The following is a 14,520-nucleotide window of genomic DNA, read 5'->3' as shown; positions in this document are numbered from 1 at the left end:
TCGATCGGCACCTTTGCCTTTATGATGGTGCTCTATTCTGCTTATCTCCGTTGGAGCACATGGACGTCCGGCGCCAGCTCCGTCATCGGCCTGCCGACGACGACGACGCCCTGGGTCGGATATGTCTATGCCGTCATCGCACTCACCGGGGCATTCTTGTACTCGCGCTCTAAATATGGATTGGCGCTGCGCGCCTCGCGGGACGACGAGGTCGCTGCCAAGGCGGCCGGCGTCAATGTCTTTGGGCAACGGTTGCTCGCCTTTGTTGTGAGCGCTTTCTTCTGCGGTATGGCCGGTGGCCTGTTCGGCCATTTCCTCGGCATGCTGACGGTCGACAGTTTTTATCTCGGCATGACTTTCATCACGCTCTCTATGCTCGTCGTCGGCGGCATGCAAAGTCTGTCCGGGGCGGTGATTGGCGTGGTCTTGCTCACCGTCGTGATCGACGTTCTCCGGCGCCTGGAGAGCGGAGTGGCCGGGATCACCATCCCGAGCAGCTCCGCCGAAGTCGGCGTTGGTCTGATCCTACTTCTGATCCTTATCTTCCGGCGCACCGGCATCACCGGCAACCAAGAGATCTATTTTCCGTTCAAGGCAGATATCAGCGCTTCCGCGGCCATGAAGCGCCAGTCCTGATCAGCAGCGCGCCAGCCAATCTTTAGAGCAACGAATTAGGGGCGCCTGAGGCGCCCCTAATATTGTGCGGTGGCTCAAGCGCTCTCTTAGGTCATCGCCGCCCAGCCCTCGAGATGGGGCGCAAAGAATCTAATTTCTAGACGGAGATGCTTGAACAGCCAGCGCCCGTCTTGCTTGACGTAGTCATCGTTATATTCCGCCGCCAACCATTTCGCTTCCTTCTTGCCATCTTCGTTTGTGGTGCATGGCATGATCAACCACCATTTGCCGTTGGCGGTATCGCCGTCCACAGTGATGATCGGGTTCAGCACCAGATGACCGGCGAAGGTGATATCGCCTGAAATACCGCTGAAAAACTCCTTTATCGCCGCCCTGCCCACATGGCGGCCGAAAGCGGCACCGTCCCAGATACCGTCTTCGACGAACTGGGCGCCAATACCCTCTGGGTCGTAGCCGTCATCGCAATAAGCGCAGTACTGCGCCTTCAACTGTTTGATGTCCTCGATCGCAGTTAAGCGTGCGACTTGTTGTTCCAATGTGGGTTCGGCCATGGTTATCCTCATCTCGTGGGTTAATGTTGGAGCGAAAGAGTGTGACAGCGCATCCGGGCGGTCAAAGAGATTCTTCGCCACGGCCTAAATAACTAAACAACGACGTGTCGTTGGCTTGTGCATTGGCATATTATTACCGCCACGGGTCGGCGTGACAGGGAACAGGGAGAAACAAGACATGGCAAAATTCGGTGTCGGACAATCGGTCAAACGCAAAGAAGACAATGATTTGCTGCGCGGCGCGGGCAAATTTCAAGATGACCTCAACCTGCCCGGCCAGACGCACGCACATTTCTTGCGCTCGGAGCATGCCCATGCGGAAATTGGAAACATCGATTGCACCGCAGCTCTGGCGATGCCCGGCGTGGTGGCGATCTTTACTGGCGCCGATGTCGAAGCCGACGGGCTCGGTACCGTGCCATGCAACATGGACGCCTTCGTGCCGTTAAATCGACCCGACGGCAGTCGTGCCTATTATCCGCCCAATTACCTTTTGCCTGCGGAGCGCGTGCGTCACGTCGGTGAGGCGGTGGTGATGGTGATTGCCGAGACGTCGAGCCAAGCACGAGACGCGGCAGAACAAATTGCGGTGACATACCGCGCGCTGCCGTGCGTGGTGGAAACCGGCCGCGCTGAAGCACCAGACGCGCCGACACTGTGGCCTGAGGCGCCTGGCAATTTGTCTTTCGTCTGGGAGCATGGCGACCGCGACGCCGTGGACGCGGCGTTCAACAATGCAGCGCGTGTTGTCGCGGTCGATTTGGTGAATAGCCGCGTGATCGTCAACCCGATCGAGACGCGCGGCGCGCTCGGCATTTTCGATCAAGCCAGTGGGCGCTACACGCTGCACACCAATACCCAGCATCCGTTCGACACGCGTGCCATCGTCGCCAATATTCTCAGCGTTGAGCAAGACGCGGTGCGCATTCTCTCGCCAGCCCTCGGCGGCGGATTCGGCATGAAACATATGGTCCACCCCGAGCAACCGCTGATCGCTTGGGCGGCGCGCAAGACCGGGCGCCCGGTGCGATGGATGAGCGAGCGCGGCGAGGGCATGGTCAGCGACACTCAGGCGCGCGATCACGTCACCCATGCCGAACTGGCGCTCGACGCAGAAGCCAATTTCCTCGGCATTCGCGTCAGCACCACAGCCAATCTCGGCGCCTATGTATCGAATTTGGGACCGGTCAGCCCGACCCTTCTCTACACCCGTATGCTCGCCAATGCCTACCGCACGCCGGCGATCCATGCCGAAGTGCGCGGCGTGTTGACCAACACCGTATTCACCGATGCGTACCGCGGCGCCGGCATTCCGGAAAGCGTCTATGTGGTGGAGCGCTTGGTTGATAAGGCAGCGCGCGAGACCGGCCTCGGCGCAATTGAAATTCGCCGCCGCAACATCATCCCGTCAGAGCAGATGCCTTACACCAGCCCGATGGGCATCGAATATGATTGTGGTCAGTTCGAAGAGAACATGGACAGCTGCATGAAGTTTGCCGATTGGTTCGGCTTTAATCAGCGCCGTGCGCTGGCTCTCGAACGCGGCAGATTGCGCGGCATCGGCATGGCGCTCTATGTCGAATCCACAGTCGGCGATCCGAATGAGAGTGTATCGATCCGCTTCAATGGCGACGACAGTGTCACTCTGACCGCCGGCACCAAATCCTCCGGCCAGGGCCATAGCACGATCTTTGCGCAGTTCCTCAACGAGACCCTCGGTGTGCCGTTCGACAAGATTTTCTACGAAGAGGGCGACAGCGATAGTCTGCCGCAAGGCGGTGGAACCGGCGGATCGCGCTCAACCTATATGGTCGGTGTGGCGGTCAAGCTTGGCGCTGACAAGATCATCGAGAAGGGCAAACGGCTCGCCGCCCATCTACTCGAAACATCGGTGGCGGATATCCGCTTCGACGACGGTGCATTTACCGTCGCCGGGACCGACCGCTCAATCGACGTGATGGCGCTTGCCGCGAAGGCCCGCGTTGCCACCAACTTGCCCGAAGGCATGACGCCGGGGCTGGACGAGAGCGCGCAATCGGAGATTTCCGATCCGACCTTGCCCAACGGCTGTCATATTTGCGAAGTAGAAGTGGACCCCGAAACCGGTGCGCTGACGCTTGATAGCTACACCGCGGTCAATGATTTCGGCCGCGTCGTCAATCCGCAGTTGCTGGAAGGCCAGATTCATGGCGGCCTCGCTCAGGGATTGGGCCAGGCGGTGTTCGAAAACTGCAATTATGATTCCGAGAGCGGCCAATTGATCAGCGGTTCGTTCATGGATTATTGCATGCCGCGCGCCGACGACATGCCGGAGTTCTACCTCGCCACCAATGAGGTGCTCACCAACCAAAATGTATTCGGCGTCAAAGGCTGCGGCGAAGCCGGTTGCATTCCGTCGGTGCCAGCGGTGGTCAATGCGGTGTTGGACGCCCTGGCCGTGCGCGGCGTCGAGCATATCGACATGCCGCTCACGCCGGAGCGCGTTTGGCGCGCCGTGCAGGCCGGTTGAAGGAGGCCCCTGACATGACCAGCCCCGATCCCGCGACACTTAGTCTGGCCAATGATTTCATTCCTGAGACGCGGCAAATTTGCATCGTCACGCGCGATTTGGACGCCATGGTGCGGCGCTATGCAGATCAACTCGGCATCGGCCCGTGGTGGGTAAATGAGTACCGCGCGCCGGACCTCTTCGACACCAGCTATCGCGGCAAGCCAGCAAAATTCAGTATGCGTCTGGCCCTGGCTTGGACCGGCGCGCTCAATTGGGAAATCATTCAGCCGCTTGAGGGGCCGAGCATCTATAAGGATTATTTGGAGCGCAACCAAGAAGGCGTGCAGCATGTCGGCGTGTTGCTAAGCGATCTCGGTATGACGTGGGACGAATGCCACGCAAATTTTAGGTCGCGCGGCTTCGAGCCGATCATGGAAGGCAGTTGGAAGCGCGTCCGCTTTTGCTATTACGACACGCTGGAGGCGAGCGGCACCACCATCGAAGTGATCGACCGCCCCGCCGATTTTGAGCGCCCGGCACCGGAATATTGGTATCCCGAGCAGAGCTGACGGCGCGCTCCGCGCGATGCCGGCGGCGCTTCGGCGCTTACACCGGCCTTCCGCAAGGGCGCTTACAGCTTCGAAAATTGCAGCGCCTACCACGATGATCGCCGGCGCACTCCGGAATGTTAGGATGGAGCTTTTTACGTCGTCCTCACCCTCCTGGCCGCCACGCGCGCCTTCGGCGAAGGGGCGGAACAACTGTCGCCATCATCTTCCCTCATCGGCGAACTGATCGCCGGCGTCTCGCTCAGCGCCGTCGGTACCAGATTCCCCGATACCTTTCCCTCCCTCTCCGGTCTCAACGGCAACCAGATATTCAATACCATCACCGATCTCGGCATGTTTTTTCTCATGTTGTTTGTCGGCGTGGAGATACAACCGCACAGGGTATTCGGGCGCTCAGCAACGTCGCTGGCGGTCGCGTTCGGCGGCATGGTGCTCCCGCGCGCACTCGGCGTGGAGCTGGGACGGATCTTTCTGCCGGAGTCACCGCTACGCATCGAGCAATGTCTTTTCATCGACATTGCATTGGCGATAACCGCAGTCCCGGCGACAGTGTGAATGCTATACGACCTCAACTTACTCGATCACCGTATCGGCCAGACCATCGTCTCGGCGACAGTGATCAACGATATTCTGAGCTAGATGCTGCTGGCCTGGCTTACCGGCATGATCGGTGCAACGAAATGCCCGACCGCACCGACAATACTATCCCCCATTTCCCAGATCACTTCTGATTGAGGGTTGCTCGCTTCTCTGACAGTCGCTCCGGCGTTCGAATCCCCGTCCTTCCGCCAGTATTCAACAGGTTTACCAGAGGCTGGCATTCACTGAGGCCCAGACAGGATCCAAACCAAAACCAGCAGGGTTCTATCGGCTCGCCCTTAATGCCGCCTGCGCCGCCTGCCAACCCGTCATCATTGCGCCGGTAAAGCCGCCGAAACCGCCATAAGCCGATGCCAACCACAACCCGGGAACGTTCGTTTCCACCGCTTTCTCGGTGCGCGCTGTTCGCCTGCCAGAAGGCGGCTCTGCCGCAAATCCATAAACAGCACCTTCGGGCGTATTGAGGTAGCGCCGCATGGTGAGCGCAGTCGCCATTTCCCGCTGCACCACGGCGTCGGCGAATCCGGGGAATGTCCGATTGATCTCGGCGATGATCGCGGCAAGCCAAGTATCTCGTTTGGACTGGTAAGCCTGTTCGTCGAGCCCCTCCCAGTTCGCCACGCGATCGACGCCGACGACGGAAACCAGGTATGGGCCTTGCGGGTTCAGACCGCTGTCGACAGCGCTGTAGTCAACAACGCTCATGACCGGCATGCGCTCGGCGGGCGGGTCGGCAAGCAATATCGCGCTGCGTGAATAATCCGAAAGTGACTCCAGCCAATCGGGAATCAGCATGGTGGAGTAATGCGTGAACCCCAACTCGCTGGGGCGCCGGTTCAGCCCCAGAGACACGGTAAACAGGGAGATCGATTGTTTCCGCCCCTCATATTGCCGCGAGAACCTCTCCCGTGCTTCCGGGGGAAGAGCGTCCGCCAATACCGCGGGCGCGGCGTTGCCGAACAGGACAGGCGCCCGTTCCTCTTGGCGATCGCTGCCGTCAGATGCCGCATGCGCGACACCGACCGCATGGCCATCTTCGTCCAGAAGGATATCGGTCACGGTACGGCCAGACTGCGCCGCACCCCCTTCTTCCTCGACGACACCAACGAGCCGGCGGCTGAGCGTTCCCGAGCCGCCCCGGATGTAGGTCCCGCCACTGGCAAGGAATTCCCCCCATAGGACCGCGTACAGGATCCACCACAGCTTATCGGGATCGTCCGCGTGGTACGCCAGATTTGCGGCGAGGGCAATCTTCGGCAACTCGTCGTCGCCGAACAGCTCCGTAAACACGTCGGACACGCTCTGCCGCATGCCCCGTAATAATGGCCAGAGTTTCAACGGCAGCATGGGCGCATGCAGGAACCACCACAGACTGTCATGCTGCTCGCCCACCAGTGCCGTGGCGTTCTGGACCGCTTCCATGCGCTCGAAGAGGCGCCGGAAGGCCTTGCGATGGCTGGGAAAGCGTGCGGCCAGCGCCTTCTCTACCGCATCGAATCCGTGCGGCAGAGAGAACGGCGGGTCGAAGAGACGGCCACGGACCTGGTAGAAATCACCAACGGGTACGAACTCGAGATCATCGAGGATGCCGAGCGCTCGAAAGGCGCGTGACTTCCAATCGCGCGGATTATGCGGGTCGGTCGTTTCATGCAGCGAGGCTTCAATGGTCAACGACCCATGCTGATAGGTTGTCGCCGCCCCGCCGAATTCCGCGTTGCGCTCCAGGATCAATACCCGGTGACCGGCCCTCGCGAACAGGGCTCCAGCGGTCAATCCGCCCAAACCCGATCCGATCACGATTACGTCGTAATCAATGTGCATGACCTTCAGCTCCCTCGATTTGCATTAAGCTTGATGCTGATCTCAACGCTCCCTCAGCCGCGGGGTCGTGGCTTGCCAAGATGACAAGGTCTGGCAATTGCTTTTTTAGGGCACGAACTTTGGCGAAGGACGACCGCAGCTGAGTTTTGTCGCCGACCCCGGGGACCTGGTCTCTCATCAACAAATCGACTTCATAGGTGAGGTCTCCCACAAGCAGCAGCGGCGGAAACCCATCCGATCGCACCAGCATGGATAGGGACCCCGGTGTGTGGCCGGGGGTAGGCAGCAACACCATCGAGCCATCCCCCATCACGTCGTAACAAGCTCCGAAGGGTGCAATCAACGCATCCTCGGTCGGGACAAAGTCTATCGGCTGCCAGTTGGCGCCCGGCAATTCGACGTGCTCGCGCAATATCCAATCCCGTTCGGGATGCGGCCTGGATAACCGTTTCCACTCTTCACGACTTACGAGCAATTCGGCCTGGGAGACCTCCTTGATACAGCCAATATGATCGAAGTGTAGGTGGGAGACGACGACCCTGCGGACGTCGGCGGGGGCGTGCCCCAGTCCTTCAAGCTTTTTGCTTAGCGCGTCATCCGGCCCGATGTGAATGCGAAAGACCTTGCGCAGGAAAAATCGGCCGATCGCCTGAGTCACATAGTTTGGATCCGACGCTATCGCTGGATCTAGACCGGCATCGAACAACACGAGGCCATCGCGATGCTCAATCACGTAAACATTGATCGGAACTTCTACCCAGCTCCGTGACGCCAATGCCCACCATATTCGTGGAAGCTTGCTGCCGTAGCGGTGCTCCTTATGCTGTTCGGCTGAACCGGTAGAAATTACATGAACGGCTGCAATGGGCTTCTCGGAAGTTATTGGTGGCATCGAGAAAGGCCTCCCAAAATGCACGGCTTTGGCATGAGGCAGGAGCGCATCATGCAAACTCCCGCCGGCCGACTATTGCTCAAGACACTAAAGGCTGGAGCCGAGCCCTACATTGATCTGGGTCACATTTGCACATTTAGGACCATTGCTATGAGCAACAAAATCTCCGTGGCAATCAAACGTAACTATAGAAATTGGGAGGACATAGAGGGGCTTTCCATGGGGGTCACGGCGGAGCGCCTATCCGATCTGAAATAAATGGAGAAAGCGGGCGGCCAGCCGCTCGAAAAATTTCCACCAATAGATCGATACTTTTCAACTGACACCGAAAGTGTCGCGCTCTTCCGCCTGGGGCCAATAGTGATTTCAGCCCTTGATTGCCGCAAGGAGGTTGGCCACATTAAGCTGGTGTCGCGTAGCAAACGTCTGCATAGCTCAACAAAGCAGTCGTGCCGCCAGGCGGCCAGCCGATCTCCACGGTTAGTTGGGGAGCGGCGTTTCGAAACACCGATTGTGGGAGTTTCCGATGCTGACAGTTACCAAACCGACGCCGAACCGCATCGATATCGAGCTCAGCGGAACGTTGGACTCAGAGACGATGCGCGTTGCTCTCGACGATTTGACCGCGAAGTCCGAGGACATAACCAACGGGCGGATGCTCTACACGATCACCGAGCTTTCCATACCGACCCTCGGGGCCATCGGCGTCGAGTTCTCGCGCCTTCCGAAGCTATTCGGACTGCTCGGTAAATTTGATCGTTGCGCAGTCCTCAGCGATGCAAGCTGGCTCCGAACCGCTGCCGAGATCGAGGGCGCACTGTTCCCCGGCGTTGAGATCAAGAGTTTTACACTCCAAGAGGCTGAAGACGCGGAGGCGTGGCTCGCCGCAAGCTGAGAGACCGGCGGACGTGGAAATTTCAGCTGAACCATGTGCTGAGCATGCTCCAGCTTGGCATCGCGGTTTTATAGGCTAAATGTATAAAGCGGCAGCGGGCGCTCACAGAGATTACTGAACAGCCCTAGCGGCCCGTCCATTCCGGTTTGCGCTTTTCTAGGAAGGCGGAAATTCCCTCTTTCGCGTCTTCCGATTGAATGGCGCGGACGATAACTTCGTCGACATACTCATAGGCTTCGTCGAGCGGCATGGTGAGCTGGCGGTAGAAGGAGCGCTTGCCCATGGCGAGGGAATGCGGTGATTTGCTGGCGATTTCTGCCGCCAATTCATCGACCCGCGCGTCCAACTGATCGGGCGCCACTGCCTCGTTGATAAGGCCAAAGCGGAGCGCGGTTTCGGCGTCGTGCAGCTTGCCGGTCAGCAGCATCTGCATGGCGTGCTTGGGCGCGATGGTGCGGCTCAATGCCACTTGCGGCGACAGACACCAGAGGCCGATGTTTACGCCCGGTGTGGCGAAACGCGCTTCGGTTGAAGCAACAGCAAGATCGCAGGTCGCCATGAGCTGACATCCCGCCGCCGTCGCCACGCCGTGCACCTTGGCGATGATCGGTTTGGAAAGCTTGAGCATGCTTTGCATCATGCGCGAGCAGGCGCGGTTGCCCGCCAGCTTTACCGGCGGGTCTGCCATGGCGTCGATCGATTCATTGAGGTCGTGGCCAGTGCAAAACAAACGGCCCGAGGCGGCCAGGACAACGACGCGCACGCTCGCGTCGCCATCGATTTCGTCCCATGCCGCCTGCAACGCGTGCACCAATTCATGTGACAGGCTGTTGCCGGATTTTGGCCGGTTCAAGGTCAGCGTGGTGATGCCGCCCTGGTCCCTGCGCAGGAGAACCGCTTCCGCCGCCTCAGTTAGATCCGCTTTTTGCGTCGCCATGATTCCGCTCCCGTTAAGATTCGTCGGCCAATTCCATCATCAGGTCTTTGGCCTCGACCGTCACCCCGGCTTGCGTGACTATACGCTGCACGATGCCGGCGCGCTCGGCGTGCACCGCGGTCTCCATCTTCATCGCCTCGATGGCAAACAGCACGTCGCCCTTCGCCACCTTCTCGCCCGCGCTATGGAACACCTTGACCACCATGCCCGGCATCGGCGCCGCGACATGCGCCGTATTGCCCTCTTCCGCTTTGGGCAGCGCTTCATGGGTTGCGCCGGCGCTTAGATCTTCCACTTGAACCGTACGCGGCTGACCGTTGAGTTCGAAAAATACCGTGCGTCGGCCTTTGTCGTCGGCCTCCGCAAGAGCCAGAAAGCGGATGATAAACTGCCGGCCGCGCCCAATATCGAGCGTGACTTCATCGCCCGGCGTCATGCCGTAGAAGAAAGTTTGGGTCGGCAGCACGCTGAGATCGCCAAAGCGCCGGCGGTGCGCGGCATAGTCGGCAAATACCGTGGGATACATCAGGTAAGAGGCGAATTCGGTATCGCGGATATGCCGGCCGACCTTATGCTCCGCCTCTGCACGGAGCGCCGACAGGTCCGCATCGGCCAACACAGAGCCGGGACGCACCGTCAACGGCGCGCGGCCTTTCAGCACCTTCTTCTGCAATGCCTCCGGGAAGCCACCGTAAGGTTGGCCCAATTCGCCGGCGAAAAACGACACCACCGATTCCGGAAAGGCGATATCACGCTCCGGATTTTGCACGTCTTTGGGCGTCAGGCCGCTGGTCACCATAAAGAGCGCCATATCGCCCACGACCTTGGAACTCGGCGTCACTTTGACGATATCGCCGAACATCTCATTGACCTCGGCATAGGCCGCCGCTACTTCCGGCCAGCGTTCATCGGCAACGCCGAGCCCACGCGCCTGCTCCCGGAGATTGGTGTACTGCCCGCCCGGCATGGCGTGGATGTAAACGTCTGAAGTGCCGGCGCGAATATCGCTTTCGAAGGCGTAATAGCCGCGCCGCACCTGCTCCCAATAATGCGATAACTCACGCACCGCGCCTTGATCGAGGCCAGTGGCGCGCGGCGTGTGCTCCAGCGCCGAATTGACCGAGCCGAAGCTCGGTTGCGAGGTCAAGCCGGAGAGCGCGTCCATCGCCAAATCCACCGCGTCAACGCCGGCTTCGACCGCGGCGATTACGCTGGCGGCGGCGATGCCGCTGGTGTCATGCGTATGAAAATGAATCGGCAGGTCGGTCTCTTGTTTGAGTGCCTTGATCAGGATGGTCGCCGCTGCCGGTTTGCACAGGCCGGCCATATCCTTGACCGCGATGATGTGCGCGCCCGCCGCTTCAAGCTCGCGTGCCATGCTGAGATAATAGGCGAGATCGTATTTAGAGCGGGCCGGGTCAGAAATGTCGCCGGTGTAACAAATTGCCGCTTCGCATAGTTTTCCGGATTCAATCACCGCATCCATGGCGACGCGCATGTTTTCCACCCAATTTAGGGAATCGAAAACCCGGAACAGATCGATCCCGCCTTCGGCCGCCTGCTGCACAAAATAGCGCACAACATTATCGGGATAGTTGGTGTAGCCGACGCCGTTGGAAGACCTCAGCAGCATTTGCAGAAGGAGATTGGGCATCGCCTCGCGGAACGCACTCAGGCGCTGCCACGGGTCTTCCTTGAGGAAGCGCATCGCCACGTCGAAGGTGGCGCCGCCCCAGCATTCGACCGACAACAGATCAGGAAGAAGGCGGGCATAAGCCGGTGCCGCCGCCAGCAGATCATAGCTCCGCATACGAGTTGCCAAGAGCGATTGATGGGCATCGCGGAGGCTGGTGTCGGTGATCAAAACTTGATCCTGAGCACGCATCCAAGTGGCAAAACCGGCGGGCCCCAGTTCGGCCAAGCGCTGGCGTGATCCGGGCTGTATCTCACCGCCACCGGCACCTGGACCAGCGGGCTTAACCGGCAGCCTGGCCTGCGGGCCGACAGGGCGGCCCGCGACCTCTGGATTGCCATTCACGATCACTTCGCCGATGAAGCGTAACAGCCGCGTCGCACGGTCGCGCCGCTTGGCAAAATGGAATAGCTCCGGCGTCTCGTCAATAAAGCGGGTGGTGTAATCGCCACCGCGGAATTTGGGATGGCTGAGGAGGGTTTCGAGAAACATCAAATTGGTGCGCACGCCGCGGATGCGGAACTCCCGCAGCGCCCGGTCCATGCGCGCAATCGCTTCGTCGGGAGTCGGCGCCCAAGCGGTTACTTTCTCCAACAGAGAATCGTAAAACGGGGTGATCACTGCGCCCGAATAGGCGGTGCCGCCGTCGAGCCGGATACCGAAGCCGGTGGCGCCGCGATAGGCGGTCAGGCGACCGTAATCCGGAATGAAATTATTCTCCGGATCTTCCGTCGTCACCCGGCATTGGATGGCATTGCCGTTTACGCGGATTTCTTCCTGCACGGGCATGCCGCTTTCGGGCGTGCCGATTTTCGCGCCCTGGGTGATGCGGATCTGGGCCTTCACCAGATCGATTCCGGTTACCACTTCGGTGACCGTGTGCTCGACCTGAATACGCGGATTGACCTCGATGAAATAAAACGCGCCGGTGTCGACATCCATGAGGAATTCGACGGTGCCGGCATTGCTGTACTCCGCCGCATGGCCAATACGCACGGCAGCGCTGTGCAGACCGGCGCGCTGCTCAGCATCGAGATAGGGTGCCGGTGCGCGCTCAACCACCTTTTGGTTGCGCCGCTGCATGGTGCAATCACGCTCATGCAAATGCACGATATTGCCGTGGCTATCACCGAAAATCTGCACCTCGACATGGCGCGCGCGGCGCACCAGTTTTTCGAGATAGACCTCATCATTGCCAAACGCCGCAGCGGCTTCGCGCCGCGCTGCGTCGAGCCCCTCGGCCAGCGCGGCTTCGTCCTCGATCACTCGCATACCGCGCCCGCCGCCGCCCCAACTGGCCTTCAACATGAGGGGATAACCGACCTCAGCCGCCAACGCCTGGGCGCCGGCGAGATCGTGCGGCAGCGGCCCGGTCGCCGGCATGACCGGCGCGCCGGCACGCTCAGCGAGGGCCCGCGCCGAGACCTTGTTGCCGAGCAAACGCATGGCATCCGGCGTCGGCCCGATGAAGAGAATATTTGCCGCCGCGCAGGCGTCGGCGAAATCCGGGTTTTCTGATAGCAGACCATAGCCCGGATGGATGGCATCAACTTTAGCGTCACAGGCGATGCGCAGCACATCCTCGATGCTTAAATAAGCTTCGACCGGCCCCTTGCCCGCACCGACCAAATAGCTTTCATCCGCCTTGAAACGATGCAGGGCGAAGCGGTCCTCCTGCGAATAGATGGCGACGGTGCGGATGCCCAGTTCGGTCGCCGCGCGCATGACCCGGATGGCGATTTCACTGCGGTTGGCGACGAGAATCTTGGTAATTTTTCGCTGCGGACGAGCGGACATAGCGCGTCTTTCCTTTTCTTAGTCCGGCGGCCGGCGGAGGTGCCAATCGCTCGCCTGCTGAAATGCGTGGCCGACCTTGAGCACGCCGGATTCGTCAAATGGACGCCCGGCGATTTGCAGGCTCATCGGCATGCCGTCCGAGGCGTTGCCGCACGGCACGACAAGCGCCGGTAGGCCGGTCAGGTCGAACGGCTCGGTATTGCGCAGGATGGCGCCGAACACCGAATCCGTCTCACCGCGAATGTCGATGGCTTCCTGGCCGAGCGGCTGCGCGGTGATCGGCAGCGTCGGCGTACACAGCACATCGACCTCCGCCAGCACATCGGCCATAGCGTGGCCGAGCAAGGTGCGGTAGCGCTGGGCGTGGAGATAATCTTTGGCGAGAACGTAATTGCCGATTTCAAGAAAGAGCCTGACTTGATCGGTATAGAGTTCGCCAATGGTGGCGATATGATCGTCGTGATAGGCCGTGCCCTCAGAGAGATAAAGCACCAGCGCCGCAGCCGCAGCATAATCGATATGCGCAATATCGACCTCGCGCACTTCCGCGCCGAGACCTTCGAGCACGGCAATCGCATCCATCGCCGCTGCGGCGATTTCGGGGATGGCGCGGTCGAAGAAATAATGATTCGGCACGCCGATCTTGAGGCCTTTGATATCGCCCGTAAGTGCGGCGGCATAATCGGGCACGGCGCGGTCTGCAACCGCGGCGTCCTGCCCATCCGGCCCCGGCATGGGCTGAAACATCAGCGCCGCATCCTCGGCCGAACGCGTCATCGGCCCCGGATGATCCATGGTCCAGCACAGTGGGTAAATGCCGGCGCGGCTGGCGCGGCCATAGGTCGGTTTCAGGCCGGTGATGCCACAGCATGCCGACGGCATGCGGATCGAGCCGCCGGTGTCGGAGCCGGTCGCCCCAGCACAAAGGCGTAGCGCCACTGCCGCGCCAGAGCCACCGCTTGAACCGCCACTGAAGCGCGCATTGTCCCACGGATTGCGGCACGGGCCGAACATGGAAGAATCATTGGTCGGGCCGTAGGCGAACTCATGGGTGTTGAGCTTGCCGAGCATTACCGCGCCAGCTTGCTTGAGCCGCGTAACTGCGGTGGCATCGGTGTCTGGCACATCATTTTCCAGCACGCGCGAGCCCGCGGTCGAGCGGACACCGGCGGTTTGGTAGAGATCTTTATGGCCGATTGGTATGCCATGCATCGGGCCGCGCCACTTGCCGGCGGCAATTTCCGTCTCGGCCTGTTTGGCTTCGGCCATCGCATCTTCTTCACGCAGGGTCACGAAGGCGTTGACCTTGTCGTTATGTTTGGCGATGCGGGTGAAATAGGCCTGAGCGGCATCAACTGGAGAGAATGACTTATCGCGGAAACCCAGGGACAGGTCGGCAATCGAAAGTTCGGTGATATCGCTCATCTGGAAACGCCCCCACGCTCGACCGGGCGAAAGACCACGGCCGGCTCAACATTCTTGATCGGCAGGTCGCGCAAGCTCTCGATCGACTTCATGATGCTTTCGAACATCTCGGCGTGGGCCGCGGCTTTTTCTGCGCTGATCGGTTGTCCGGCAAGCTCGGCAGCGACGGATTGGAGGGTTTTTGGCGTAATCGGGCTTCTCATGCTGATCTCT

12 protein-coding genes are annotated in these 14,520 nt (G+C 60.1%); 5 read left to right on the top strand and 7 right to left on the bottom strand.

What is annotated here, in order from left to right; translation table 11 throughout:
• Nucleotides 1-636: branched-chain amino acid ABC transporter permease (locus tag O3A94_11880; protein MDA1356951.1), on the top strand; the 636-nt coding region annotated here is incomplete at its 5' end.
• Nucleotides 637-722: 86 nt separating this feature from the next.
• Here O3A94_11880 and O3A94_11875 read toward each other — a convergent pair.
• Nucleotides 723-1,187, bottom strand: coding sequence for a nuclear transport factor 2 family protein (locus tag O3A94_11875; protein MDA1356950.1), 465 nt, complete (start codon nucleotides 1,185-1,187; stop codon nucleotides 723-725).
• Between the two features lie 178 nt (nucleotides 1,188-1,365).
• Here O3A94_11875 and O3A94_11870 point away from each other — a divergent pair, with 178 nt between their 5' ends.
• From O3A94_11870 to O3A94_11860, 3 genes are all read left to right on the top strand, one after another.
• A complete protein-coding gene (locus tag O3A94_11870) occupies nucleotides 1,366-3,696 on the top strand; it encodes a xanthine dehydrogenase family protein molybdopterin-binding subunit (GenBank protein ID MDA1356949.1) in 2,331 nt (776 codons plus the stop codon).
• Between the two features lie 14 nt (nucleotides 3,697-3,710).
• The gene (locus tag O3A94_11865; GenBank protein ID MDA1356948.1) at nucleotides 3,711-4,247 is read left to right on the top strand and encodes a VOC family protein; all 537 of its coding nucleotides are present in this window, start codon (nucleotides 3,711-3,713) and stop codon (nucleotides 4,245-4,247) included.
• 192 nt (nucleotides 4,248-4,439) lie between these two features.
• The gene (locus tag O3A94_11860) at nucleotides 4,440-4,802 is read left to right on the top strand and encodes a cation:proton antiporter (GenBank protein MDA1356947.1); all 363 of its coding nucleotides are present in this window, start codon (nucleotides 4,440-4,442) and stop codon (nucleotides 4,800-4,802) included.
• Between the two features lie 309 nt (nucleotides 4,803-5,111).
• Here the strand turns inward: O3A94_11860 and O3A94_11855 are convergent, their stop codons facing one another.
• Both O3A94_11855 and O3A94_11850 read right to left on the bottom strand, forming a co-directional pair.
• Nucleotides 5,112-6,668, bottom strand: coding sequence for an NAD(P)/FAD-dependent oxidoreductase (locus tag O3A94_11855; GenBank protein MDA1356946.1), 1,557 nt, complete (start codon nucleotides 6,666-6,668; stop codon nucleotides 5,112-5,114).
• Nucleotides 6,658-7,617, bottom strand: a complete 960-nt coding sequence (locus tag O3A94_11850; protein MDA1356945.1) for an N-acyl homoserine lactonase family protein — start codon at nucleotides 7,615-7,617, stop codon at nucleotides 6,658-6,660. The genes O3A94_11855 and O3A94_11850 overlap by 11 nt, the downstream gene beginning before the upstream one ends.
• Nucleotides 7,618-8,086: 469 nt before the next feature.
• On the opposite strand from O3A94_11850, the gene O3A94_11845 reads away from it, so the two are divergent.
• Nucleotides 8,087-8,455 carry an STAS/SEC14 domain-containing protein gene (locus tag O3A94_11845; protein MDA1356944.1) on the top strand — a complete coding sequence of 123 codons (369 nt, stop codon included), beginning with the start codon at nucleotides 8,087-8,089 and terminating at the stop codon, nucleotides 8,453-8,455.
• A gap of 124 nt (nucleotides 8,456-8,579) precedes the next feature.
• Here the strand turns inward: O3A94_11845 and O3A94_11840 are convergent, their stop codons facing one another.
• The 4 genes from O3A94_11840 to O3A94_11825 are packed head-to-tail and all read right to left on the bottom strand — an operon-like array spanning nucleotide 8,580 to nucleotide 14,510.
• Nucleotides 8,580-9,392 (bottom strand): enoyl-CoA hydratase, encoded by an 813-nt coding sequence (locus O3A94_11840; GenBank protein ID MDA1356943.1) that lies wholly within the window; start codon nucleotides 9,390-9,392, stop codon nucleotides 8,580-8,582.
• A 13-nt stretch (nucleotides 9,393-9,405) separates the two neighbouring features.
• Entirely contained in the window at nucleotides 9,406-12,882 is a 3,477-nt protein-coding gene (locus O3A94_11835; protein ID MDA1356942.1) for a pyruvate carboxylase, read from the bottom strand.
• A gap of 18 nt (nucleotides 12,883-12,900) precedes the next feature.
• Entirely contained in the window at nucleotides 12,901-14,307 is a 1,407-nt protein-coding gene (locus O3A94_11830) for an amidase (GenBank protein MDA1356941.1), read from the bottom strand.
• On the bottom strand, nucleotides 14,304-14,510 hold the full coding sequence (locus O3A94_11825) for a hypothetical protein (GenBank protein MDA1356940.1): 207 nt from the start codon (nucleotides 14,508-14,510) through the stop codon (nucleotides 14,304-14,306). Before O3A94_11825 ends, O3A94_11830 begins: the two co-directional genes overlap by 4 nt.
• Nucleotides 14,511-14,520 lie beyond the last annotated feature (10 nt).

This window comes from Pseudomonadota bacterium, from assembly GCA_027624955.1.
In the GTDB taxonomy this organism is placed as follows: Bacteria; Pseudomonadota; Alphaproteobacteria; order UBA828; family UBA828; genus PTKB01.
This window is presented reverse-complemented; position numbering and strand designations above follow the sequence as displayed.